The sequence below is a fragment of the Streptomyces sp. Act143 genome (assembly GCF_003143935.1).
GTDB lineage: Bacteria > Actinomycetota > Actinomycetes > Streptomycetales > Streptomycetaceae > Streptomyces.
Window position 1 is genome coordinate 5,336,988 of record NZ_QFRX01000001.1, and the last position, 19,633, is coordinate 5,356,620.

Here is a 19,633-nt window from a genome sequence, read left to right on the forward strand (position 1 = left end):
GTGCGTCAGCGCACGCCCGCCGCGTCGAGCAGCGTGGTGACCGTGGGTGCGACGAGCCCGGTCAGGTTGTCGGCCTGAATCCCCGCGCGGGCGCTTGCGCCGTCGAAGACCAGGATCAGCTGCCGGGCCAGCAGATCTGGATCGCCCGCCCCGCCCTGCTCGGCCTCAACGCGGAAGAAGGCCGTCAGGTTCGCCTTGACCTGGTGGGCCACGCGGCTCGCCGGATGGCTCTGGTCCTTGAGCTCGACCTGCACGGCCAGATACCGGCAGCCCCGGAACTCGGGCGCCCCTGCCTGCGATTCCACCTGCTCGAAGACATGCAGGATCCGCTCGCGGGGTGACCGGCCGTCGTCTGTGGCGGGCAGGAGAGTCGCCGCGTAGGCGGAGGTGCGCTCATTCAGGCTTGCTGCCAGGAGTTCGTCCTTGCTGTCGAACAGTTGGTACATGGAGCGCTTCGACACCCCCGCCGCCTTGCACAGCGCCTCTACGCCGATGCTGACGCCGTCTCGGTAGGTGAGCGTGGCCGCCGCCTCCAGTAGGCGCTCCCTGGGGCTCAGTTTCATTTCGGTGGTCATGCCGTGAGGTTAACCCGGAGTGGACGAAATGAAAACCGATCGGTTTCCGAAGGTCCTCGGAAGAAGCTCGGCGACGGCCAGGGGGAAGGGCCGTCGCCGAGCCGTGATGGTGTGCGCGCCTGCCGTCCCCGTGGGCGACGCACACCGGGGCCGCTCCGAGTAGTGGCCCGTCTTGGGAAACCTGCCGTTATGCCGGTACGGCGGTCTTCTCCGGCTTTGTCTCCGCTGGGATGTGGTGCAGTCTCTTGCGGTCGTAGAAGGGGTGACTGTCGCTCATGACGTATGTGTCTCTCGGCCGGTGGACGCGCCGCGTTTCGCCGGGGGATGCCAGCCACCGGTGACTTCCTTGACGGGTTTGTGCGGGAAGCGGCGCCGGGCGTACTCCTGCGCGTGGGAGCCCGGCAGGACGTACAGGGTCTCCTTCTTGTCCTGGAGCGGCCGCAGCACCGTGTCCATGAAGCTCTTGCGGTCGTCCAGGTACGGTCCCAGGACGTCCTCGCCGGCCGGGCAGACGGCGAGGCAGTAGCCGGACTTGTAGCCGGGCGGAGAGGACAGGCTCTGCCACATGGAGGCGTTCTCGGAGTCGCTGACCCGGGAGCGGTAGTCTGCGGCGTCCTCGCTGTCGGCCACGGTCTGCGCCCAGTCGGTGAACCCGCTCATGAACTCGCGGTAGTTGTGCGTGGTGCAGGCCAGGGCGTCGAAGGAGCCGTCCTTGGCGATGGCGCCGACCGGGCAGGCGGCGACGCACAACTTGCAGTCGATGCAGGGGTTGTAGTCCAGCGGCTGCCCGTACTCGCTCACCTCCGCGTCCACCAGGACGGTGACCAGCAGGACGAAGCTGCCGAACTTCGGGTGGATGACGTTGCGGTGCAGGCCCATCACGCCGAGTCCGGCGGCCACCGCGACCGTCTTGTGCGCCACCACCCAGATCCGTTCGCTGGGGAAGCGGTCCATCTCCTGGGGGAAGCCGACGGAGGGATTGAGTGCGCGGTATCCGGCGTCCTGGAGTGCCTGGGTGACGCTGCGGGCGGCGTGGTTGGCCTGTTCGTCGGTCTGGTGGAACTCCTGGTTGGCCACGCTGCGGGCGGGGGAGCGGCAGTTGTCGCGGTTCATCCGGACGGCCATTGCGATCAGGCTGCGGGTGCCGGGCAACGCGGACAGCGCGTGCTCGCGCTCACCGGCCAGGTCCGGGTGGTCGAGGCTGACGGCGGCGACGTCGTCAGCCCCGGCCGCCAGGCAGAGCTCGCGCAGCCAGGCCGCGTCGATCACCGCGGGCGGGCTGTCCGCGGCATCGACCCCGCGCCGAGCGAGTACGGCCCGTACCGACGGGTGGGCGGCCAGCTTCGCCGGAAGCCTGGGGGGCGGCGCTGTCGTCCGCTCGTCGGCGTCACGCGCGGCAGTCATCCGTACTCCTGAGGACTCGGGTGCGAGACTCGCCTGCACGGCGAGAAACCGATCAGTTTCACCACCGTAAACCGATCGGTTTCCGTGCGCAAGTCCCAGCGGCGGGCTGCTGGATGCCTGTGAGGCGGTGCGCCTGCGGCTGGGGCTTTTGGTGATGAGGTCGCGACCCTCGCGGTGGTTGGTGACGCCGGCGGATTTTCTCGGGTCGCCGGGGGTCGGCTGTGACTCGCCGGGTGCGTCGGTCGCCGCGGTTGTTCGTGAAACGCGATGCGTCAGTGCATGTGCGCCGCATCGAGCAGGGCGGCCACGGTGGGGGCGACGAGCCCGCCCTGCGTGTCGGCCTTGATCCCCGCGCGGGCGCTCGCGCCGTCGAAGACCAGGATGAGCTGTCGGGCCAGCAGGCCCGGGTCGCTCGCCCCGCCCTGTTCCGCCTCGGCGCGGAAGAAGGCCGTCAGGTTCTCCTTGACCCGACGGGCCACCTGGCTCGCGGGGTGGCTCGGGTCCTTGAGCTCGATCTGCACGACGAGGTACCGGCAGCCCTGGAAGTCGGGTGCGCCCGCCTGCGCCTCCGCCTGTTCGAAGACGTGCAGGATCCGCTCGCGGGGTGGACGGTTGTCGTCCGCCGTGGGAAGGAGTGCCGTCACGTAGGCGGAGGCGCGTTCCTCCAGGCTCGCCGCCAGCAGTTCGTCCTTGCTCTCGAACAGCTTGTACATGGAGCGCTTGGACACTCCCGCCGCCTTGCAGAGCGCGTCCACGCCGATGTGGACGCCGTCCTGATAGGTGAGCGTGGCCGCCGCCTCCAGCAGTCGCTCTCGGGAGCTTGGCATTGCTTCGGTGGTCATATGGCGAGGTTAACTCGATTCCGATGCATTGGAAACCGATCGGTTTACGATGGGTGTCGCGAGGAAGCGGGAGAAGCCGGGCGGCGCCTTGATGGGGGTGCGTCCGGACGTCGGCACCCCCATCGTGGTCCCCGGCTCAGTGAGCGAGCACAGGCTCGCCCTCCGACGGCGCCAGAGCCGAGTTCGGCATCAGAAACGCTGTGAGCACCGCACCGACCACGAAGATCCCGGCGCCCCACGCCAGGGTCGCCGTGTAGCCCTCGACCCCGGCCTGCGCTGCCGTCAACGCGCTCGGCTTGTGCGAGGACAGATAGTCGGTCGCGGCCGACGAGGCGACGGTGGTCAGCAGCGCCGTGCTGATCGAACCGCCCACCTGCTGGCTCGTGTTGATCAGCGCCGAGGCAACACCCGCGTCCTCGTGGTGGACGCCGGAGGTCGCACCCTGGAACGAGGTGGTCATCACCGCACCGATCCCGAGGCCCAGCAGGATCATGCCCGGCATGATGTTGACGACGTAGGCGCTGTCCAGCGTCAGCCGGGTCAGCAGGGCCATGCCGGACGCGGAGACCAGGAAGCCGGCGACTACCACGACCTTCGGGCCGACCCTGGGCAGCAGCAGCGAGGGCACCGTGGTCGACGAGGCGACGATGCCGCCGACCATCGGCAGGAAGGACAGCCCGGCCTCGATCGGCGAGTAACCGATGCTGGCCTCCAGGTAATAGGTCAGGAACAGGAAGATCGAGAACATCCCCATCCCCAGCACGAACACGGCCAGGAACGAACCACCCCGGGTCCGGTCCAGCACGACCCGCAGCGGCAGCAGCGGATGCGCGACCCGGAGCTCCAGCCAGGCGAACACCGCGAGCAGCACCACACCGCTGATCATGGAGCCGAGCGCGACCGGGTCGGTCCAGCTGGTGGATTCGACGTGCGCGAAGCCGTAGACGATGCCGAACAGCGCGGCGCTCACCACCACGGTGCCGGGAATGTCGATCTTGGGGCGCTCGGAGTGCGCGGGCTTGGCCAGCAACAGCAACGCACCGACCAGCGCGACGCCCGCGAAGACGACGTTCACGTACATCACCCAACGCCACGACGCCCATTCGGTCAGCATGCCGCCGAGCAGCAGTCCGACCGCGGCGCCCGCCCCGGACAGCGCGCTGAAGATGCCGAAGGCCTTCGGCCTTTCCGCCGGGTCCGTGAAGGTCACGCTCAGCAGGGAGAGGGCCGCGGGCGCGAGCAGCGCGGCGAACAGACCCTGCGCCACGCGGGCCGCGACGAGTATCTCGAAGCTGCCGGCCGCGCCGCCGACCACGGAGGCGGCCGCGAAACCGATCAGACCGGTCACGAAGGTCGTACGGCGGCCGAACAGGTCACCGAGCCGGCCCCCGAGGAGCAGCAGGCTGCCGAACGCCAGGGCGTACCCCGTGATCACCCACTGCCGGCTGCCGTCACTGAAACCGAGGTCGTGCTGCGCTTCAGGCAGCGCGATGTTCACGACGGTCGCATCGAGCGTGACCATCAGCTGCGCCACGCCCAGCACGACGAGCACCCACCAGCGCACGGCATGTGAGCCGCGGCGGCCCGATTCTGTTGTGCCGGAGGTGGGTGCTCCGCGGTCGAAGGTCGTAGTCATGTCTTCCCTTTGCTGCTGGTCGAGAGCAGGGCACCGGTCGGAAACCGATCTGTTTCCACCTAGGGAAACAGATCGGTTTCCTGTGTGCAAGTGAACGGGTTGCTTCTGGCCTGGGTGTGGCCCGTCAGGGTCGGGAGTCCGTGCAGGTCGACGCCGCCTCGACAAGTCATTGGCTGCTCCGCGTCGCGACACGGCTGATCGGTCGCCGGGATGGCCGACGCCTATCGGGCCGGGCAGGCAGGCGGAGAGTTCGCCATCCCCGGGATCCGCGGGTACGCAACGCCCCGATGGAAGCCGGTAGCCTGTCGGGCTTGCGCTCGGAAACCGATCGGTTTACTTTGGTGGAAACCGATCGGTTTCTCATTCTCCGGTGAGAGTCCTGACCGTTTTGATGATCCGCTCACACCAAAGGAGTCGGCGAGATGCCCAGCCAAGAGTCACGTCCCACGATTCACATCCCGGGGACCACCAGCCACACGATCCCCCCTCGCGGCGGCCGGGAAGGAGAACTGCGCTACCTCAAGGCGGGCACCGGTGCCCCCCTGGTCCTGCTGCACACCGTGCGCACGCAGGCCGAGCACTTCCGCCACCTCATCCCGCTGATCGCGGACCACTACACCGTGTACGCCCTCGACCTGCCGGGGATGGGCTACTCCGAGATCGTGCCGAGGGCGTCGTACGACGAACCCGCGATGCGCGCGGGCGTCGAGCGGCTGCTGACCGAACTCGACCTGAACGACGTGACGTTGGTCGGGGAGTCCATGGGTGCGGTGCTCGCCCTGACAGCCGCGGCCGATCTCCCGGAGCGGGTACGACGCGTGGTCGCGGTCAACACCTACGACTTCCCCGGCGGCATCGCCCGGTCGAGCCTCCTCGCCCGTGTGGTGGTCAGCGGAGTCCTCGCGCCCGGAGTGGGCCCGGTGATCGCGGGGGTGGAGCCCAGGCCCGCCCTCACCAAGATCCTTCAGGGCGGCCTGGGCGACAAGAGTGCACTGCGGGAGGACTATGTGGACGAACTCCTCCAGGTGGGAAGCCGCCCCGGCTACTCGACCGTCGCCCGTGCCGTGTATCAGGCCCTGCCCAGCCTCATCGCAGCCCGCTCGCGTTACCCCGAGATCAAGGCTCCCATCCACCTCGTCTACGGGGAGAAGGACTGGTCCCGCCCCTCGGACCGGGAAGCCAACCGCCGACTGTTGCCGGCCGCCGAGTTCACACAGGTATCGAAGGCCGGGCACTTCATCGCCTTGGAGCGGCCCGACGTGCTGGCCGACCTGCTGAACGCAGCGGCCTGATCACCACCGCGGCCCGATAAGCGGCGCATGACGGAAACTCAGGTCGAGTTCGACGTTCCGCCGGAGATGCGTGACGGCACCGTGCTGCGCGCCGATGTCTATCGGCCGGGCGGCATCGGGCCATGGCCGGTTCTGCTGAGCCGACTGCCCTCGGGAAGCGTGGGTATCTGCTCGGCGGGAAGACGGGACGCACCATGATCGCTGGTAGGTACGCGGGGCTAGAACAGGGCGATCTCGATCGCCAGGGCGCCGAGGGCTTCCTTCTCGGGTGGGTAGATGGCGCGGATGTTGGCCAGTTGCTCGTCGCGTGTGGCCGTCGGGTTGACGTCGGCCGGTCCCTCGCCGTCGAGCAGGGCCTCGAAGCCGGCGTACTCAGTGACCCTGATGACCCTGACTTCGCAGGTCTCGTCGCTGCCCTTGATGCGGAAACGGATCGTGTCGCCGGCGGCGAGGTCGGCGAGGTGCGGGTACTTCACGCGCACCTCGATGGTCTTGGTGCCCGCGGCGACGAGGTCGAAGTACTGGCGGTAGAGGTTGAGTTCGCGGACGCGGGCGGTGGTGTCGGTCATGGGGCGGGAACGCTCCTGGGGGTTGGTGCGGTCATCATGCGGCCGATCTCGGCTGCGGAGTACGAGCGGAAGAAGTGGCGAGGGTCGGACAGCATCGTCTCGGTCAGGGCCAGCAGTTGGTCGGCGTACTCGGTGACGCTGCCGGGCCACTGCCGGGTGTCGAGCATCCAGTCCGCCGCGCCGGTCGGCAAGGTGGCGTGTCCTTCGCGGATCAGGGACTTGGAGAGTTTGGCGCCGGTGTCGGTGACGACCTGGGGGCAGAACAGGCGGGCGGGGAGCTGGGCGCGGGTGAGGCCGACGGCTTGGAGGGCTTCGTCGATGAGGAGGGAACCGAAGATCCAGTCGCCGCCCTTGACCATGACGTGCAAGGTGCCGCCCTCGGTCGGGTTGGTCAGAGCGAGTTCCTTGACCAGATTGCGGTACAGGGTGGCCAGGTCGAGATAAGCGCCGGATGTGGGTGTGATGGCGGCCTGGTACGGGCCGTGGTGCAGGCAGACCGCGGCGACGGTGGCGCTGTCGCGTTCGGTGAGGTGTACGCGCGTGCGCTCGGCGTGTTTCTCGGCCCAGCCGCAGCCGGGCTGGGGGCAGGGGATGCGGAGGTGTGGGGTGCCGATGGAGGGGGACCAGCGGGCGGCGTCGAGGCGGGGGAGCAGTCGCAGCCAGGTGTGGCGGAAGTGCTCGGTTGCCTGTTGCTGGGTGTAGGTCTCGATGCGGTAGGGGATGCCCAGGCGTCGGGACAGGGCGGTGAACAGGGGCTGGTAGAGGGCGTCGACGAGGCCGGTGAGCGCCTGTGCGTCCACGGCCTGGGCGTAGGCGCGCTGGTAGTGGTGGCCGCTGACCGGGTCCGTGGCCAGCTGGTAGGGGGCGTTGTCGAGGGCGCTGAAGAGGACCTCGGTGCGGATGCCGAAGCGGTCGCACAGGCGGGCGGCCATCGCGAAGGCCAGGGACTGCACGAGGGAGGTGCCGATGTGCGGGGCGCCGTTGATCTGGGTGCCGACGACGAGCACGATCCGCGCCGGCGGGGTGGCCAGGATGCGCGGGGTCAGGACGTCCTCGGCGCGGAGCAGGGCGTTGGCCAGGACGGTGTTCGGGGAGACGGGGCGGGTCGTCACGGATGTCCCCTTGCGGTCGAGTCGGAACGGGGGCGTGGTCGCGTCCTATTGGGCGTCGGCCACGTACGGGTGTTGGAGGGCGGCGCGCAGGAGGTCCGGGTCGGTGAGGGTGTCGTCGTCCGGCAACTCGCACCAGCCGCCGAACCAGTCGTCCATCAGCTCCAGTCCGGGTGCCACGAGCCATGAGTTGGTGGAGAGGTGCCGGACCGGAAGGTCGCCCCAGTCGCTGTCGGCGGTGCCGGTCCGGATCACGTAGTAGAGGCGTTCGTGGGGGCCGTCGTAGAGCACCGGGCCGATGGGGGCGCCGATGGCGCGCAGGTGGGCCAGGGCCAGGAGACCGACCTCCGCGGACGTTCGTACGAGATCCCATTCGTCGCCGACTTGCAGCATGCGCAGTCCGGGAACGTCGCCGACCATCGGGGCCCGGCGCAGCGCCGTACGTACAGACATCAGGTGCCTCCCCGCTGCTGGAGGCGGACGAGGCGCTTGCTGCCCGCTTGCGGTCTCGCGGAACGAACCACGATCAGACGGACGCCGGTTGCCGCTATCTGCCCCTTGCGTTCGGCGGCGACGGGCCTGGGGCCGAGGTGACCGAGCGCGGGGACCAGGACGCCGTAGGCGTCGGGTAGTTCGAGGGCGTCGAGCAGACCGATGTAGGCGGAGGCACGGATGGCGACGGCCGGCTCGCGGTCGGTGAACACGCCGCACAGCGTCAGTTCGTGGCTACGACAGTACTCGGTGAGGCAGCCGGCGAGCGCAGTGTGGCGGGCCGCGCTGCCGGTGATGTGGCGCAGGTAGCCGAAGACGCGCGGGCCGGTGATGGAGCGGAGCTCGGTGATGGGTTCGTCGTCCATGACCAAGAGCGTCGTCCGTTGCGAACGGCCTTGAAATGACCTGCTGTTGTACTTCCGTTGCACTTCCCGTCCCACATGGTCACCGAGAGTGCTTCCATACGTGTCGGAGGGAGGTAATCCGTGGTCAGCGTGCAGCAGTGGAGTGGCCGCGAGGCCAGCGCCCTGCGTGCCGCTCTGCGCATGAGCACCCGCGCCTTCGCCGACCACCTCGGCGTGGCCCTGCGCACGGTGGCCAAGTGGGAGAGCCTGGGCGCCGAAACACATCCCCGGCCCGACACGCAGGCCATCCTCGACACCGCGCTTGCCCGCGCGGACTCCGCGGCCCATGCCCGACTCGAAGAGCTGCTGTTCCCGGAGCGAAAGAGCGTGCGCCCGGCCGACTACGAGACGTGGACCGAGGACATCGAGCGCGCCGTGGTCTGCGTGAGCCGCCAGAACTTCCCCTTCGCGTCGGCGCTGCTGAATCGTTGGCTGGGCCGCCACGACCCGCATGATCTCGACGACAAGGGCCTTTACTTGTACGGGCGTTCACTGGTGTTGCTCGGGGACGTGCAGCGGGACCAGGGAGCGATTCTCGGTCCGCTCTCTGCGCGCCAGTCCTATCTGACCGCCCGCGGCATGTTCTGTGAACTCGACATCCCGCGTCGGGCCGCCCAGATCGAGCTGTCCCTGGCCGTGGTGCAGGAGATGTCCGGCCAGCTGGAAGCCTCCGCCCGCCACTACGAGCAGCTTGCCCGGGACGAGCGACTGAGCCGGCGCGACCGGGCGCGTGCCCGGCTGTGGGTGGGTACGGCGCTGAGCAAGGAGGGTGACAACGAGTACGCCACCGAGGTCATGGCGGCCGCCACCTGCGAGTTCGAGGCTCTCGGTGAGCCGGAGGACTGGTCCGTGGCGAACCAGAAGCTGGCCCTGGCCCACCGCGGTGCCGGTCACCTGGACCAGGCTCTGCACTACATCGACATCGCCCGCACCACCGGCACGGTTGACTCCCCGATGCAGCGCGTGCGATTGGACACCGCTTACGGGCACATCCTTCTGTCGGATGCGGCGACCCGCAATGATGGGCTGTCCGTCCTCGACCAGGCGGCGCAGGTGGCCCAGCAGTTCGGGCTGAGCCACCAGCTGCGCAGCATCGAGGGCATCCGACAGGGCCAGCAAGGATGAGCCAGGGAGTGCCAGTGCCGCAGCACCAGCAGCGCCAGATCACCGACGAGCAGTTCCACGACGCGACGCTGATCTGGAACTACCACCAGATGGGCCACGACCTGCGCCCCTGCTCGGCGGCGATCGGCCTGGGCAGCCACGACCTGGGCGTCGCAACCACGGCCGCTGACCTCTACCGCGCCGGCCTCTTCCCGGTCGTAGTGTTCAGCGGCGGCAACAGCCCCACCACCCGGGCACGTTTCCCCCGCGGGGAGGCCGTGCACTACCGGGAACATGCGTTGAGCCTGGGGGTGCCGGACGAGGCGATCCTCGTGGAGCCGAAGTCCGCGAACACCGGCCAGAACATCACGTTCTCAAGGGAGTTGTTGGCCGTGGCCGGCGTCGAGGTCGGCTCCCTGCTGCTGATTTCTAAGCCGTACATGGAGCGCCGCTCCTACGCGACTTGCCGCAAGCTGTGGCCGGAGGCCGAGGTCATCTGTGGCTCCGAGCCACTGGAGTTGGACGACTACATCAAGTCGATCGGCGACGAGAAGCTCGTCGTCGACATGCTCGTCGGCGACCTGCAGCGGGTGATCGAGTACCCGAAGCTCGGTTTCGCCGTCGAGCAGGACGTACCGGGGGATGTGCATGACGCTTACGAGCGCCTTCTGCGGGCCGGCTTCGACAGCCGTCTCATCGGCACCTGACCCGCCCCGGGGCGGGGTGTGTGCGATCCACCAGCCGAACCGTGCGACACGAGGTCGCACCAGAGAAGTGAGGACAGCCGCATGAAGTAGGTACTGATCGGCTGAACTTCGGGCCAGTGTCCAAGGCCCGTCCCCGCGCTCACATGCGTCGCTGGTAACGGCGGGGTGTGAAGCTGAGCGTTCAAGTCCAAGAGCACCTCGGCCATCGAGGAGTCACAGGCGAGGGGAAGGCTGGACGGGTGAACGCAAGTGAACCCTTATCGATGCTTCGTGATGGTGAGACCGCTCGATGGCTTGCAAGCGGCGGTCGCAGGGCCCGGTGCTGGAAGGCACCAAGCGACCTCCGGGAAGGTTTGTCCGGGGGGAGGACACCGCTGGCCCCGGAGTGAAGAGGGCGCCCACCCCGGCCGCGTCTTACTGGTGTGGAACGTGGAAACCCCATCGAGGTCCAATCCATCCGGGTTGGTAGGCCGACCGCAAGGAGAGCTGAAGTCCTCGGTGGGAGAAGGACGATCCAAGAAGCGAAGGCCGGCAGGCCGAAAGGCCAGAGGAAACCGGGAGTTGGGGCCTTCACCCGCTCTCGCATAACTCGCCGGATACGGGCTCTGGTGGCCCGGCCCGAAAGGGTGCCCACGTGGATCAGGTGAGCCTTTGAAGTCACCACTGCAAGGAAGCCCGAACCGAGGGACAAGTTAGACACCGGAGGCGAACATGGAGGTCACGGCATCTGCCGCGATGTCCTCGCCTGCGGCGAACGGACCCGAGGACGCCCTACTCGACTGGCACGGCATCGACTGGGCCACCTGCGAGGAGAACGTACGGCGGCTGAGACAGAGGATCTTCAAAGCAACGCAGGAAGAGGACTGGAAGAAGGTCCGAAACTTGCAGAAGCTCATGTTGCGAAGCCGTAGCAACACGCTGGTCAGCGTGAAGCGGGTAACGCAGCAGAGCAGTGGTCGCATGACCGCTGGCATTGACGGGGAACGAGCCCTCCCCCCCAAGGCGAGAGGCGAGCTGGCGGCCGAGATCCATCGGTTGTCGAACCCTTGGAAGGCCAGGCCGGTCAAGCGAGTGTTCATCCCCAAGAGCAACGGGAAACAGCGACCACTCGGCATCCCGGTCATCCGTGACCGAGTCCTCCAGGCCCGCGTAAAGAACGCTCTGGAACCCGAGTGGGAGGCGCGGTTCGAGCCGAGGTCCTACGGCTTCCGGCCCGGCCGCAGCTGCCAGGACGCGATCGCAGCGATCTACTGGACGTCGAAGGGCAAGAACCCGAGCCGTCTGTGGGTCCTGGACGCGGATCTGTCGGCAGCATTCGACCGCATCAACCACGACCACCTCATGGCCCTGCTCGGCCAGTTCCCCGCAAGGGACTTGATCCGCGGCTGGCTCAAGGCGGGTGTGATGGATCGCGGTCGGTTCGCGCCAACCGAGGAGGGGACTCCCCAGGGCGGCGTGATCAGCCCTCTGCTGTTGAACGTCGCACTACACGGGCTGGAACAGGCCGCAGGGTGCCAGTACCGGGCCCGCTCAACGCGGGGGCCCCGGATCAAGACAGGTGCTCCGGCGCTGGTGAGATATGCCGACGACTTCGTCGTGCTCTGCCACGACGAAGCCCAGGCACACGAGGTCAGGTCCCGACTGGAGGACTGGCTGGAGCCGAGAGGTCTTCGCTTCAACGAGGAGAAGACCAAGGTCGTTCACCTCGAAGAGGGGTTCGACTTCCTCGGATTCACCGTCCGCCGACTGAGAGGCAAGCTGATCATCAAGCCGAGCCGAGCGGCCTGCAAGAGGCTCCGGGCGCGACTGCGGACCGAGATGCAGGCCCTTCAAGGGGCCAACGCAGCGGCCGTGTTGCGCAGGCTCACCCCGATCATTCGCGGTTGGGCGGCCTACTACCGGGCGTGGGTGTCCTCATCGACGTTCTCGTCCATGGACACCTACATGTGGCGGCTGGCCTACAGATGGGCCAGGCGACGCCACGGCAACAAGTCGAGGCACTGGGCTAGGGCCCGGTACTTCGGCCAGTTCCACCCGTCTCGGCGCGACCAATGGGTGTTCGGTGACCGCAACAGCGGCGCCTTCCTCATCAAGTTCGCTTGGACGGGCATCGCCCGCCACCCTCTGGTCAAGGGCGGAGCGTCCCCGGACGACCCGGCTCTGGCTGACTACTGGCGGGATCGCCGTCGCAGGAAAGCGCCACCACCGATGGACAAGACCAGTCTTCTCCTCGCGGTGAGGCAGAGAGGGCTATGCCCTCTCTGCAAACAGGCGCTGATCGCCGGAGCCGAGTACGAACCCGACAGTCCACGCGAGTGGATCAACTGGTTCGCGGCCTCGAAGAAGATGCTCCACAAGCATCACTTCACCTACCGGCGAGACGGCGGCACAGATGAACGGAACAACCTCCGCCTCGTGCACTCCGATTGTCATCGCCAGCACCATGCAGGCGACGGGAAACGGACCACGCAACCCTGCTGACCTGCGAAGCTCTCGGGGCTTGCTTGAGCCGGATGCGCTGAAAGGTGCACGTCCGGTTCTGAGGGGGCCGGGCCACGGCAACGTGGTCCGGCTACCCGACTCTTCCCGAGGCTGTCCACGCTGGCCAAGCTCTACGCCGCTGACCGGTGGATCGTTCTGGACGACGTCCAGTTCGCGCGCCGCGACTACCAGCACCGCGCACGCCTGGCCGATCTGGACGAGCCCGCACGCCAGCAGTGGCTCACGCTGCCCACGCATCTTCCCCAGGGACGCTCGACGTTGATCAACCAGGCGCGGCTCGTTGACCCCCAGCGCTCGCGCAGAACGGTCCATCTGCTGGTGCGGCAGTACTACGGCCGAAGCCCCCGCTGGAGAGCCGTGTCCGATGTCCTCGACGCGGTCCTGGACACCCTCGATACCTCCGACCGCCTGGCTGACGTCGCGACAGCGTCGACTATTGCCCTGCTCACGGTCCTTGGCTGGTCAGGGACCGTGTTGGACAGCAGTGAGATCCCGACCCGTCCAGGTCGTTCCGAGCGCCTGGCGGATCTCGCGGCAGCCACCGGCAGCACCCACTACCTGTGTGGCACCGGCGGTCTGCGCTATCTCGACGCCGACCCCTTCGATGCCCACGGCATTCCCGTTCTGCCCTTCCACACCCCTGTGGATGACCTGCTCTGGCTGTGGGCCCGCCGAGCGAGCAGCCTCTGGGCGCTGAGCGCGGTCGGCCCCGGTGAACTGGCGAGCCAATTCGCCGCCCCTCGGATCGCGCCCCTTCAGTCAGGGAACGAGCGGAGCGTTTCCTGAATAAACGCTCGAACTGTTCACTCAGGAAACGCCCGCACCGCCTGTTCCGGTTCGAAACGGGCGGCACGCTCACCGCAACGGCTCTGGTGATAGTTCGCTGCGGGTCATGATGTTGTTGACGGTGGGTTTGGGGCGGTCGGCGGGGCGGGATCGGTTGTGGACGGTCTGGCGCGGATGATGGCGTGGTCTCCTCGTGGACCGAACAGGTGCAGGATCTCCACGGTGCTCGTGTCCGCGGGGCCGAACCAGTGGGGCTCGGTGGTGTCAAACTCGGCCACTTCGCCGGGCCGCAGCGTGAAGTCCTGCGCCCCGAGGATGAGGCGTAGCCGACCGGCGAGTACGTAGAGCCATTCGTAGCCCTCGTGGGTGACCAGTTCCGGCTGGCGGGGTGCCAGTACCTGCTTGAAGACCTGCACTCGGCCCGGGTACTGCGTCAGGGGCACGAGGACGCTGCCGCGCTCCTTGTGCAGGGGCCGGAGGTGCACCCGAGGGTCACCGCTGGCCGGCGCCGCCACCAGCTGGTCGAGTGCAATGTGGTGCGCTCGTGCCAGCGGGATGAGCAGGTCCAGAGTCGGGTGCCGCTTGCCTGATTCCACCCGGGACAGTGTGCTGACCGAGATCCCGGTCGTGGCCGCGAGTGCCTCGAGGGTGAGTCCTCGTTCCCGGCGCAGCCTGCGCAGCCGGGGCCCGATGCCATCGAGAATCTGCGCCAGCTCCGCGTCCCTGGATCCTGTGTTCATCGATCCAGTTTTGCAGAGTTCGCAAAATTGATGGCCTGCGGCCGTCGCCCGGGCCGAGCCTTGCCGGGCATTGTTCCCGGACATCAGAGGTAGACCGTGACCGCGACGACACACCCTGTTCAACCCATACTGAGCGCGCGCAGACGCTGGACGGTACTGGCCGTGTGCTGCCTGAGCATGTTCCTGGTGGGCCTGGACACCACCATCGTCAATGTGGGTCTGCCTGCCATCGGGCGTGGCCTGCATGTCGACACGCGCGGTCTCGAATGGAGCGTGGACGCCTACACCCTCGTCCTGGCCAGTCTCCTGATGTCCTCCGGCGCACTGGCAGATCGTTTTGGACGCCGCCGGGTGTTCCAGTGCGGGCTGGCCGTGTTCGGCGCGGCCTCTCTGGTCTGCGCGCTCGCCCCGTCGGTGGGCGTACTCGTCGCGGCGCGCGCCCTGCAGGGCGTCGGTGCCTCGATGCTCAGCCCCGTGGCGCTCGCGATCGTGGTGAACGCGATGCCGGACCCGAAGGAACGGGCGCAGGCGATCGGCATCTGGGCGTCAGTGTTCGGACTGAGCATGGCCGCCGGACCCGTCACGGGCGGCGCGCTGCTCGCATGGCTCGACTGGCGGGCGCTGCTCTGGATCAACGCACCCGTCATCGTTGCCGCTCTGCTGTTCAGTGCGGTGTTCGTGCCGGAGTCCCGGGCACCGCGGGCCCGGCGGCTCGACCTGCCCGGTCAGGTCCTGCTGACCATGGTCCTCGCAGTCGTGGTCGGCATCCTGATCGAAGGGCCGCGCTTGGGCTGGACGTCGCCTGCGGCACTGGCGGGATACGCATGGGCTGCCGTGGCGACAGCCGGATTCGTGTGGGTCGAGTCCCGCCGACGTGATCCGCTGATGGATCTGCGGCTCTTCGGGCGCCCGGTCTTCAGCGGTGCCGTCATGGGCGCGGTGGCGGTCTTCGTCGCCCTGAACATGACGCTTCTGCTGAACACCCTCTACCTGCAGCACACTCGGGAATGGACGCCGCTGGCCGCCGGTGTGGCGACCTTGCCCCTGGCCGTCGGAGCGACCGTGTGCGCCCCCTGGTCCGGCCGCATGGTCGGCCGCGCGGGACCGCGGCTGCCGCTGCTCCTTGCCGGCGGTTTCATCACGGTCGGCGGGCTCTGCCTGGTCCGGCTCACCCCGCACACGAGCGTGCTCCTGCTTCTGGCCGCGTACTCGCTCATCGGCATCGGGTTTGGCTTCGCCAACGCCCCGATCACGAACACCGCGGTCAATGGACTGCCACCCGCCCGTGCCGGCGTGGCCGGGGCGATAACCTCCACCGCACGGCAACTCGGCGCCGCCCTCGGCATCGCTCTCGCCGGCGGCCTGGTCACGGCCGCCAGCCCGGCGGCGCTCGCACACGCGTCCCGCCCGGGCTGGATCCTGGTCGCCACCTGCGGCGTACTGCTCTTCCTCGTCGCCCACGTATCACGGCCGAAGGAGGCCACCACGGGCCCCACCTCCCCACAAGCACGGTGAGCCGCGTGACTCACCGCAACGCACCGTTGTCCGTTGAAGAGCGCCGCCGCCTCGTGGAGCGCTGCCGAACTCGCCCCATTGCTCACGTTGCCGCTGAGATGGGAATCTCCCGGGCCTGCGCCGAGAAGGCAGCGACAGCGGTCGCGTTCCTGCACCGGGCCCGAGCGTGGTTCGCCGCTCACGGAATCACCCGAATCGAACGGATAGTGACGGACAACGGCTCCTGTTACGCGCTGACGCCTTCGCCAGAGCCCTGCTCGAGGCCCGGCACCAGTGGATCATGCTGTACATCCCACGGCACAACGGCAAGGTCGAGCGCTACAACCGGATCCTGGCCGAAGAATTCCTGTATGCCCGGGCATGGACCTCAGAACAGCAGCACGCAGAGGCCCTCGCACCGACCCCATGCGGCCGTTGAGAACAGGCCCCCGGCAGCTCAACTACGTCGGGCGTCACCAACGTCATGGCCTCGTACAGCTGGGCCCAGATCTCCCACTGACTTAACCCATTGGCCTCGGCACGGGGGCTGTTCGCATGTCCGGAATCATCGCGCCCTGCGGGGTTGATCGTCTCGGCCCGCCAAGGGGTGGGTGACGCGGCGGTTGCCCGGGTCCGCAGTGGAGGCGCGTACGGGCATCGAGGTGGCGTCGGCGGGCAAATCGGCCATGCGGCGCAGCCGCCACACCAGGACGTCGGTGATCGAGTCCGCGGTTGCGAGCTCCCGCCGTTTCGCGGCTTCGGCCAGGAGCCCGGCCGGGTCGTGTCCGGCTGCCTCGGCGTCGGCGAGTGTGGCGGCCAGCGCAGACCAGCCCGGCTCGGCCAGAGCCTGTTCCGCCAGCTCCGGCACGGCGTGGCGCAGGTAAGCGGCCTGTCTCTGACGAAGCGGCTGGGACAGGTGCCGGCCTCGCTGGTACAGCACTGCCAGTGGGATGCCGGCGGCGGCTTGGTAGGCGGCGCGCAGGTGCTCGGCGGCCTGGCGTGCGGCAGCGGCCTGCTGGGCGTGGTTCTTCTTGGCGTGCCAGTGGGCGGTGGCGGTGACGAGGAAGAACAGCATGTCTATGGCCATGGCTGTGGTGGCGCAGTCTTCTCCGCGGCCGAGGGCGGGCCCGCTGTGGACGAGGTCACGGGCGGCCCGGCGCAGGGCACCGTCGTGCCCGCGTTCGGCCTGGACGTGGGAGCGGGTGGCCCGCTCGAACACGAAAGCTGCCTCGCGAAGTTCGGCGCGGGTGTGGGCGGCGGAGGTCTTGGCGAGCGCGTCCAGGACCTCTCCGGCGGCGGCGATGTGCGCGGCCACCTCGGCGTCCCCACCGCGATCGATGACCAGCATCGCCTGCCATGCGGCTGTGGCCGTCCGGCGTCGTGCCGTCGCGGGTCCGCTCAGGGCCGGGGCGGAGGGCGTGGTGTCCGCGCCCTGGTTCGGAGTGCTGTCGGAGAAGCGCTTGCGGATGCGGGGCAGGGACAGGTCGGGGGCGAGGGTGGATCCGGCGTAGTAGACGGGCTCGTTGTCCCCGTTGCGGTCGTCGGGCAGGGCGACCTTGTAGCCCTGCAAGTCGCCGGAGGGCAGCACCTTGGTGCGTACGAGAAGCCCGGCGCCCTTGAGACGGTCGAGGAACTCCTCCTCGCTGCCCGCGCCGGCCACCGCGCGGCGCACGGTCTCGCGCAGCTCCTCGCGGGCAGTACGGTCCCGGCCCTCGCGTTCGGCCTTGTGCCGTTCGGCGCTGCTCGGCCGCTTGGCAGCGGTGCCGTCCCCGGCCGGGACGCGGCGCAGGTCGTAGTCGGCTTCGATGCGGCGGCATTCGGCCTGGGCACGGCGGGCCTCGTTGTGCAGGCGAGGTCGGCGGCCGTCGTCGCGTACGAGGGTGGCGATGATGTGGATGTGGTCGTCGGCGTGCCGGACGGCCGCCCATCGGCAGGCGGCTTCGTCGCCGTCGGGAGCGATGCCGGTGGCGGCGACCACGCGGCGGGCGATGGCCGCCCAGTCCTCGTCGGACAGGACCGGGTCCTCCGGGGCGGCCCGTACGGACAGGTGCCATACGTGCTTCTCTGGGCGCTTGCCGGCGGGCAGGGCGTTGACGGGCTGGTCGAGGAGGCGTTGGAGCTGTTCGTAGGTGGTCTTCGGGTCGCGGCCTGGGTCGGGGGTGAGCGGGTCGAAGGCGGCCACCAGGTGCGGGTCGATGTGCTCCTCTTTGGTGCCGGGGCCGTAAAGGTAGTGGATCAGGCCGATCGTCTCGCTGCCGCGATCGTGGATGCTGGGGATCACTCAGCGGCACCGCCGTCGCGGTGGGCGAGCAGAGCTTCGGCGGCGTCCTCCATACGGTGGGCGGCGTTGCGGACGGCCTCGGCGGCCGCGTCCAGGTGGGGCGCGTCGGCGCCGGAGTTGAGGGCCTTGGCGACCTGGTTGAACAGGCCGTGGATGCGGCCCAGGTGCCGGCGGGCGGCGAACAGTTCGTTGATGACTTCCCGTTCCGTCGCGATCTCGGCGGCGGTGCGGTTCAGGTCGCGGGCGGCCTTGTCGGCGGCGTAGGCGAGGAAGGCGGCGTTGGACATCTGGCAGTGGGCGGCGGCGTCGGTGAATCGCTGGAACTCGCTGTCGTTCATGCGGCAGCTGGGCTGCTTCAGTCGCTTGCGGGATTTCGGCAGACGAGCGCGTTGACGTCTGGTCGACACCGCCTCGGCCTGCCTTCCTCCCCGCTGCGGTCCGCCCTCGGTCGCAGTCTGACTGCCCAGTGCCCCCTGGCGCCGGGCTGTTCCGGCCACCCCTGGGGCGGGAACTCCGGAAGCATCGCTTCCGGTACAACTTGCTGCGCTGTTGTGGCTGGTGGTCATCGTCTGATGGGGGATGGGGAGTTCGTGGTGCGGGTTGTGCATGGGGCGGTTCTCCGTGGGGCGTTGGGGCTGTGAAAATGACGCTACGTGCCTTGGACGAGCCGATCGGGGTGCCGGCGGGCGGGGTCAGACCGTGCCGACGGGGGCTGTGCTGAGTTCCATCTGCTGCTGGGCGGCGGCTTCGTCGAGTCCGTCGAGGGCATCTGCCTCGGCGCCGTCATACGTGTCGGCTTCGGCCTGGGCGGTGCGTTCGGCCTGCAGTTGGTCACGTACGGCGCGAGCCCGCTTCTGGCCGATGCGCAGTTCGTTGCGCAGGCGTTCGGCGGTGAGTTGGTCGTCGCTCCAGTCGGCGGTCAGCAGTCGGGCCTTGTCGAGGACTTCGGCGTTCGTGCGGGTACGGTCGGCGGACGACTTGGCGGAAGCGGGGCGCCGATTGGTCGCCCGACTCGGGGCGGCTTCGGTCGGCCTCGTCACGCGCGCCTGGTCGGCCCCCTCGGGGGTCGACTCCGGTGGCCGAGCGGTGGCCGGTTCGTCCTGGTCAGACCCCGACCGTGCGGCGGCTCCGTCGGCTCGCCGATCGGCCGACCGGGCGGAGGCAACCTCGGCAGAGTCTGCCGACTCGGGGGTGTAGTGCAGCACCTTCGCCACGAGGTCCGACCCGAAGTAGATCGACCCGACCGGGAGCGAGGTCGCCAGCAGTACGAGGGCCCAGTTCGCCGGGTCCCAGTCAGTGAGCCGGCCCTGCTGGATCGACGTGGTGTGCAGGGTCGGGATGAGTCCGTGCACGTAGTTCAGCAGGAGGCTGGCGATCGTGTAGGTCGCCAGGACCCGCAGCGCGAACTTCCGGTCGGCGCCGGTCAGCACGAGCGTGGCGACCAGCGCGAGGGCCATCAGCCCGTCGACGACGATCGGGTAGAGCAGGGCGGCGGTGGAGTCGGCGCCGATGGCGCGGGCCACGTCGGACAGGGCGTTCCACGAGACCCGGAAGGCCATGAGCACTACAGCCACCAGGCCGAGGACGAGACTGCCGCGTCCCACGCGGTTCACGCGACCACCCTCAGCGCGTGCGCCTGCTCGGAGGTTCGGGCGAGCCCGGAGCAGGGCGATCCCGGAGCGGAGGGTTCGGCCCC

Annotated in this window: 18 protein-coding genes and 1 pseudogene; 7 read left to right on the forward strand and 12 right to left on the reverse strand. The window is 68.7% G+C overall.

The window, feature by feature from the left end; genetic code table 11:
- Positions 1-5: 5 nt before the first annotated feature.
- From DI272_RS24155 to DI272_RS24170, 4 genes are all read right to left on the reverse strand, one after another.
- A complete protein-coding gene (locus DI272_RS24155; RefSeq protein ID WP_109497376.1) occupies positions 6-575 on the reverse strand; it encodes a TetR/AcrR family transcriptional regulator in 570 nt (189 codons plus the stop codon).
- Between the two features lie 273 nt (positions 576-848).
- Positions 849-1,979, reverse strand: a complete 1,131-nt coding sequence (locus DI272_RS24160; RefSeq protein ID WP_109497377.1) for a 4Fe-4S binding protein — start codon at positions 1,977-1,979, stop codon at positions 849-851.
- Positions 1,980-2,251: 272 nt separating this feature from the next.
- Positions 2,252-2,821, reverse strand: a complete 570-nt coding sequence (locus DI272_RS24165; RefSeq protein WP_109497378.1) for a TetR/AcrR family transcriptional regulator — start codon at positions 2,819-2,821, stop codon at positions 2,252-2,254.
- A gap of 136 nt (positions 2,822-2,957) precedes the next feature.
- Entirely contained in the window at positions 2,958-4,457 is a 1,500-nt protein-coding gene (locus tag DI272_RS24170) for an MFS transporter (protein ID WP_109497379.1), read from the reverse strand.
- Positions 4,458-4,879: 422 nt separating this feature from the next.
- Between DI272_RS24170 and DI272_RS24175 the strand changes: the two genes are divergently transcribed.
- Positions 4,880-5,749 (forward strand): alpha/beta fold hydrolase, encoded by an 870-nt coding sequence (locus DI272_RS24175; protein ID WP_109497380.1) that lies wholly within the window; start codon positions 4,880-4,882, stop codon positions 5,747-5,749.
- Positions 5,750-5,967: 218 nt separating this feature from the next.
- On the opposite strand, the gene DI272_RS24180 is transcribed toward DI272_RS24175, so the two are convergent.
- Genes DI272_RS24180 through DI272_RS24195 form a run of 4 tightly spaced genes read right to left on the reverse strand, consistent with a single transcriptional unit; the run spans position 5,968 to position 8,284 of the window.
- Positions 5,968-6,318, reverse strand: coding sequence for an ASCH domain-containing protein (locus tag DI272_RS24180; protein WP_109497381.1), 351 nt, complete (start codon positions 6,316-6,318; stop codon positions 5,968-5,970).
- Positions 6,315-7,430: a hypothetical protein gene (locus DI272_RS24185; protein WP_109497382.1), complete on the reverse strand. Its 1,116-nt coding sequence runs from the start codon at positions 7,428-7,430 to the stop codon at positions 6,315-6,317. The genes DI272_RS24180 and DI272_RS24185 overlap by 4 nt, the downstream gene beginning before the upstream one ends.
- Before the next feature lie 45 nt (positions 7,431-7,475).
- The gene (locus DI272_RS24190) at positions 7,476-7,880 is read right to left on the reverse strand and encodes a hypothetical protein (RefSeq protein ID WP_109497383.1); all 405 of its coding nucleotides are present in this window, start codon (positions 7,878-7,880) and stop codon (positions 7,476-7,478) included.
- Positions 7,880-8,284, reverse strand: a complete 405-nt coding sequence (locus DI272_RS24195; RefSeq protein ID WP_109497384.1) for a hypothetical protein — start codon at positions 8,282-8,284, stop codon at positions 7,880-7,882. Before DI272_RS24195 ends, DI272_RS24190 begins: the two co-directional genes overlap by 1 nt.
- Positions 8,285-8,404: 120 nt before the next feature.
- Between DI272_RS24195 and DI272_RS24200 the strand changes: the two genes are divergently transcribed.
- From DI272_RS24200 to DI272_RS24215, 4 genes are all read left to right on the forward strand, one after another.
- Entirely contained in the window at positions 8,405-9,448 is a 1,044-nt protein-coding gene (locus tag DI272_RS24200; protein WP_109497385.1) for a DNA-binding transcriptional regulator, read from the forward strand.
- A complete protein-coding gene (locus DI272_RS24205; RefSeq protein WP_109497386.1) occupies positions 9,445-10,134 on the forward strand; it encodes a YdcF family protein in 690 nt (229 codons plus the stop codon). Before DI272_RS24200 ends, DI272_RS24205 begins: the two co-directional genes overlap by 4 nt.
- A gap of 711 nt (positions 10,135-10,845) precedes the next feature.
- Entirely contained in the window at positions 10,846-12,615 is a 1,770-nt protein-coding gene (ltrA, locus tag DI272_RS24210; RefSeq protein WP_109497387.1) for a group II intron reverse transcriptase/maturase, read from the forward strand.
- Positions 12,616-12,726: 111 nt separating this feature from the next.
- Positions 12,727-13,422: a WbqC family protein gene (locus tag DI272_RS24215; RefSeq protein WP_109497388.1), complete on the forward strand. Its 696-nt coding sequence runs from the start codon at positions 12,727-12,729 to the stop codon at positions 13,420-13,422.
- Positions 13,423-13,526: 104 nt separating this feature from the next.
- Here DI272_RS24215 and DI272_RS24220 read toward each other — a convergent pair whose 3' ends face one another.
- The gene (locus tag DI272_RS24220; RefSeq protein ID WP_109497389.1) at positions 13,527-14,162 is read right to left on the reverse strand and encodes a helix-turn-helix domain-containing protein; all 636 of its coding nucleotides are present in this window, start codon (positions 14,160-14,162) and stop codon (positions 13,527-13,529) included.
- Between the two features lie 162 nt (positions 14,163-14,324).
- Between DI272_RS24220 and DI272_RS24225 the strand changes: the two genes are divergently transcribed.
- Together DI272_RS24225 and DI272_RS46250 are read left to right on the forward strand one after the other, a co-directional pair.
- The gene (locus DI272_RS24225; RefSeq protein ID WP_258314648.1) at positions 14,325-15,677 is read left to right on the forward strand and encodes an MFS transporter; all 1,353 of its coding nucleotides are present in this window, start codon (positions 14,325-14,327) and stop codon (positions 15,675-15,677) included.
- 5 nt (positions 15,678-15,682) lie between these two features.
- A pseudogene (locus DI272_RS46250) lies at positions 15,683-15,805 on the forward strand (IS481 family transposase); the annotation flags it as partial.
- Between the two features lie 416 nt (positions 15,806-16,221).
- On the opposite strand, the gene DI272_RS24235 reads toward DI272_RS46250, so the two are convergent.
- The 3 genes from DI272_RS24235 to DI272_RS24245 form a co-directional block, all read right to left on the reverse strand.
- A complete protein-coding gene (locus DI272_RS24235) occupies positions 16,222-17,937 on the reverse strand; it encodes a relaxase/mobilization nuclease domain-containing protein (protein ID WP_109497391.1) in 1,716 nt (571 codons plus the stop codon).
- Positions 17,934-18,275 carry a plasmid mobilization relaxosome protein MobC gene (locus tag DI272_RS24240; RefSeq protein WP_109497392.1) on the reverse strand — a complete coding sequence of 114 codons (342 nt, stop codon included), beginning with the start codon at positions 18,273-18,275 and terminating at the stop codon, positions 17,934-17,936. The genes DI272_RS24235 and DI272_RS24240 overlap by 4 nt, the downstream gene beginning before the upstream one ends.
- Before the next feature lie 354 nt (positions 18,276-18,629).
- On the reverse strand, positions 18,630-19,550 hold the full coding sequence (locus tag DI272_RS24245) for a DUF2637 domain-containing protein (protein WP_109497393.1): 921 nt from the start codon (positions 19,548-19,550) through the stop codon (positions 18,630-18,632).
- Positions 19,551-19,633 lie beyond the last annotated feature (83 nt).